Annotated in this window: 4 protein-coding genes; 1 reads left to right on the top strand and 3 read right to left on the bottom strand. The window is 42.8% G+C overall.

Annotated features, from left to right (window positions below; genetic code table 11):
- Nucleotides 1–2381 (bottom strand): caspase domain-containing protein (locus ACFE93_RS34030; RefSeq protein WP_375480454.1); only part of this gene is annotated, 2381 nt, incomplete at its 3' end.
- 72 nt (nucleotides 2382–2453) lie between these two features.
- On the opposite strand from ACFE93_RS34030, the gene ACFE93_RS34035 reads away from it, so the two are divergent.
- Nucleotides 2454–2786, top strand: coding sequence for a CU044_2847 family protein (locus ACFE93_RS34035; RefSeq protein ID WP_375480456.1), 333 nt, complete (start codon nucleotides 2454–2456; stop codon nucleotides 2784–2786).
- A 225-nt stretch (nucleotides 2787–3011) separates the two neighbouring features.
- Here ACFE93_RS34035 and ACFE93_RS34040 read toward each other — a convergent pair whose 3' ends face one another.
- Entirely contained in the window at nucleotides 3012–3176 is a 165-nt protein-coding gene (locus tag ACFE93_RS34040; RefSeq protein ID WP_375480458.1) for a hypothetical protein, read from the bottom strand.
- 113 nt (nucleotides 3177–3289) lie between these two features.
- Nucleotides 3290–3763, bottom strand: coding sequence for a hypothetical protein (locus ACFE93_RS34045; RefSeq protein ID WP_292863455.1), 474 nt, complete (start codon nucleotides 3761–3763; stop codon nucleotides 3290–3292).
- Nucleotides 3764–4295 lie beyond the last annotated feature (532 nt).

The following is a 4295-nucleotide window of genomic DNA, read 5'->3' on the forward strand; positions in this document are numbered from 1 at the left end:
GCGACAGAATTGACATAACCCTGATGACCACGGAAGGGAATAGAGACTCTTACTTTATTCATCACCCGATTCAAACTGTTCTGAACTGGTGCAAGAATCTGCTGGGGTAGTTTCTCTTGATTCTCACCCATAGTCTGAATTGCCAAAACTAGACTATCTTGGGGTTGAACTGTCAATAAATTTTCGACCCTAGTGGCTTTCTCTCGCAATCGTGATTCAGTAAGCGCTCTTTCCAGTTCGGCAATGCGGTCTTTTTCATAAACATCGCTGCGTTTGTAGAAATCCTCATCTTCTTGGGGTGATTGTAAATAGACTTGCAATTGTTGCCAGCTATCGCTCACTTCTGCCAGCAATCCCCCTTGCATTAAATATTTGTCATCCTGCCTTTTGTTCAACCATTCCCGCCGGGTATCTTCTAATCTGTCGCTCAACCGCCGCAAGTCTCGGCCTTGTTGTCGCCACTGAGCAAACTGCTCCCAACCTTCAATTAAAGCTTCATGGGCTAAATCAATCCAGGCTTCTCCTTTTTCATCTTTCCCTGTAACCAACAAGCGTCCTTTAACTAATCCCGCTTCCCCATCTAGCAATTCACTAAGTTTTTGCTGTTGATTGGCGTCATCACCTGCAATATTTAATAGTCTGGCTTTTGGTTGGCGCTGTCGGGTGTCTTTTTCCCCTTCTCTGGTTCGCACTAACCGCAGAAAAATTCGCTCAATCCATTCTTTCTCCTGCTGAGTGCGTTCTTGGGTTGGCGATTCCTCCTCAAAATCTTGGTAAAGATAAACTTTTTTTGCATGGAGATTCAACGCCCCAGTTAATCCTTTCAACTTTCCATATTCTTCTAGGGTGAGTTGATGTTTATTGCGATCGCGTTTCTCCCAGAGTTTGGTTAAAGCAAACTCCAACAGAGGCAAAAACCCTGGTTCTTGTTTAACATCTTCTAAAATCTTCAGTATTAGCGCTTCTTCAACACTATGACCTTGAAGTTTGGCTGGTTCGGTGATGGTGTCCTTTAAATCAACTCCGGTTAAAGGTGGCATATAAACTGCCTGGGTTTGAATCAGATGAGTCAGGGAGGGATATTGCAAACAGGGTTCGAGAAAATCCGCTCGCATGGTAATCACAACTGCTAACCGCGAATCGGTAATCTCTACTACCTGAGTCAGTAAGTCAATAAATCTCTGCTTTTCTTGCTGACTAGCACCGCCAGTAAATACTTCCTCAAACTGATCCACCACTAGCAAAAGTTTTACTGAACCAGGGAGATTTTCGAGGATTGCAGGTAAATTATTCTGCTCATTGTCAATCAAATCCTTCAGTTGCTTCTCTTTTTTAGCCCCTGGAAAAAATTGTTGAAAAGCTCCACGCAGCTTAATTAAAGGTTCAAATCCTGGTTTAATTGGTTCTAAGACTTGCCACTCACTATCATCTAATTGTGGAATCAAACCCGCCCGTACTACTGAAGATTTGCCACTTCCCGACGCGCCAATGATCGGGACAAATTTAGCCAAATCGAGTTTCTGTTGAATATGGTTAACTACTTTTTGACGACCAAAAAAGAATTTTGCGTGTTGCTTGTCAAAAGCTTCTAAGCCCCGATAGGGACATTCTTCAAGCACTTTTGTAATAACTACTGAATTCTTGGGTGGATAGCAAACCAAAGGAATTGACCTACCACCGCCCATATAAATTGCTTCTTGTCCACTCTGCTTGAGTTCCCGTGAAATGAAGCTGATCAAGTCATTAACATTAATTTCCCCGGTAGCTTCATCAGCTTTATCCTCAGCCAGTCCTTTGAGAATAGCTTTGGTGAAAATTCCACCTTCGGCATCTTCACGCGCTCTTTCAAAAGCGCGGGAGGCTGTAATTAAGCTGTAGTCTTGTTTGCTGTTGAAAACAGAGAAACCAGAGTTGATAAAACTTCTCTCTAGAAAAGACCCCGCATAGCAGCAATCCAGCAATACCACTAAGCTGCTGAGTTGAGATTTAGCGATTAAAGTGTTGAGGTCATCAAAGGCGATCGCATTCTGTCCATCTAGTTTATTACAATCCGAAGTTGCCAAAAAGCCTTTCGGTTCACCTGTGAGGTTGAGTGCTTCAAAGCCATGTCCGGCAAAATAAATCAGTGCCTCACTACCTTTGGCCTTCTCCAGTAGAAACGTTCTCAGTGTTTGACCGAGTTCTTTACCAATTAACTTTTTATCCGGTGTGACTTGCCAGCGATTTTCACTTTCGATTAGCTTACCTGGTAACGGCTGAACATCAAACCGACCATGTTCACGCAGCAAATATGCTATTTTTTCTGCATCGGTGACAGCTTTTGGTAAGTTTGTCAAATTGTCATACTTAGCAATGCCAATCACCAGGGCATATCGAGGCATAGTGTCCAATCAGGTATTCGTTTTTACGTAATATTACAAGAGTAACAACTTAAAGACTAACTGAGGCTACTAATGTCACAAGTGCAACGCCTGATTGTCAAAGAAGACGATCAAGAGTACGAAATTTATGTGGAATCAAATACAGCCGAGGAGGTTCCAGAAGTAGAGGAACCAGGATACCGTGATGGTTTACCTACGGTTAATATCAAAGAATTCCAAAACAAAATTCGTGATTATGCCAAGTTAGCAGTTGGGGCATTTAAGAATTTAGCTGACGCTGAAGAGGTAACAGTTAAGTTTGGCATCAAGCTGGGTGGTAAAACTGGGATTCCCTTTTTAACAGAGGGTTCGGCTGAGAGTAACTTTGAAATTGAGGTTAAGTATAACTTGGCTGATAAGAAGTAATAAGTATAAGTATCTGGCGATCGCTTACACCCTCAAAGATGTAGCCATACTAACAAAAACTGCCTCCGTCACTTCGATGAAGTTTACGTAGGTGGACTTAATTTGTGTAGCCGCTATTTCTAGTCGCCAGGTTCCGAAGACAATTTGCACTGCAATAACTTTTGTACCTTACACTACGCTAGTAATTATGAAAGCGATGTCTCTGACAGGCTACGCCTACGCCTTTCACTCACCATAATTCACCCTTGAATCTCGGATGTTGCAGTTCAAAGCAGGAAGTTCCGAGTTAAAAGAGTAAACCATCGCCTTCCACTCTCCATCATTCACCTTTGGATCTCGGACGTTGCTGTTGAGAGCTTCAAGTTTCGTGTTCTTATCTCGAAATTCCATGTTCTGAGGTTGAAACTTCGAGTTCTGAACTCGGAACGTCGAGCAATTTACTCCAACATCCGAGTTCTTAGCTTCAACATTGCACCTAAGAAGTGCGACAGCCAAGCTATTTTTTACAACGCTGCTGCTTGAGGCTTGGATTTCCGAGATTTACGGGCGAACCTTTGCCCCATTTCCTCAACTACTCCATCTAAACCAGCGCCTTGTCCACTAGCTTTGGCATAGTTATACACCTGCAACGCGGCTGCATAAGCTTCACTGCCCACTGCTATAGATGTATCATCCAGCAACTCTTGTAATTGTGACAAAGACAGCAATACTGGATACAAAGCTTCAAATAATTGAACGTCTTTCCGCATCTCATTGAGGTCAAACGATCGCGGCAAAAACTCTGGGTTCTGTGTCGCCACCTCCAATGCTTTGCTGACAAAGGCGCGGCTTTTATCTCCCATCTTGGGTAAAGCTTTCCGCTCCTCGTTACTTAAATCAATCAAAAATGGTAATTTGTCTTTAATTGTAGCGATCGCTTGCAACACTGCATCTCTATCTGATTGCGCTAGTGTTGCACTAATTGGGGCTGTGGACATAGAAATTAGTCTCCAGTATGTTGCTTAATTTTAGAGTGCCCACATATACAATTTTAATTTCAATAATACCAATAAAAATTCCAAATTAAAAAGGTGAGCGTTGTCAAAGTGCGGGTTACGCCTAAGCCTTTCACTCACCATAATTTACCCTTGGATCTCGATTGTTGCAGTTGTGAGCATAAAGTTCCGAGTTTTGAGCATCAACTTCCAATTTTTAAAGGAGAAAACTGGAATTCTAAGACTAAATTGAGAAAATAATAAGTCTCTTTTTCGTGTTCTCCTCTCTTTACTTACTGCCTTTATAGCCGTTTGCAATTGAGCCGAGTACAGACCTTCTTAGAGGCACGGCAATGCCGTGTTTTTATCCGCTTACTTTACTCCAAACATATTTTTGGCAGGTTTCACAGGCGGCTTTTGCTTCCTCTGTTTGCGGATTGGTGAAGATGGGATGGTAACGTAACCTATCACAACAGACTTGCAACCATGCACGCCAGTCACCGCGCCACAAACGCACAGTGCCATCTTCACCGCC

The organism is uncultured Nostoc sp. (assembly GCF_964247315.1).
Classification (GTDB): Bacteria; Cyanobacteriota; Cyanobacteriia; order Cyanobacteriales; family Nostocaceae; genus Nostoc.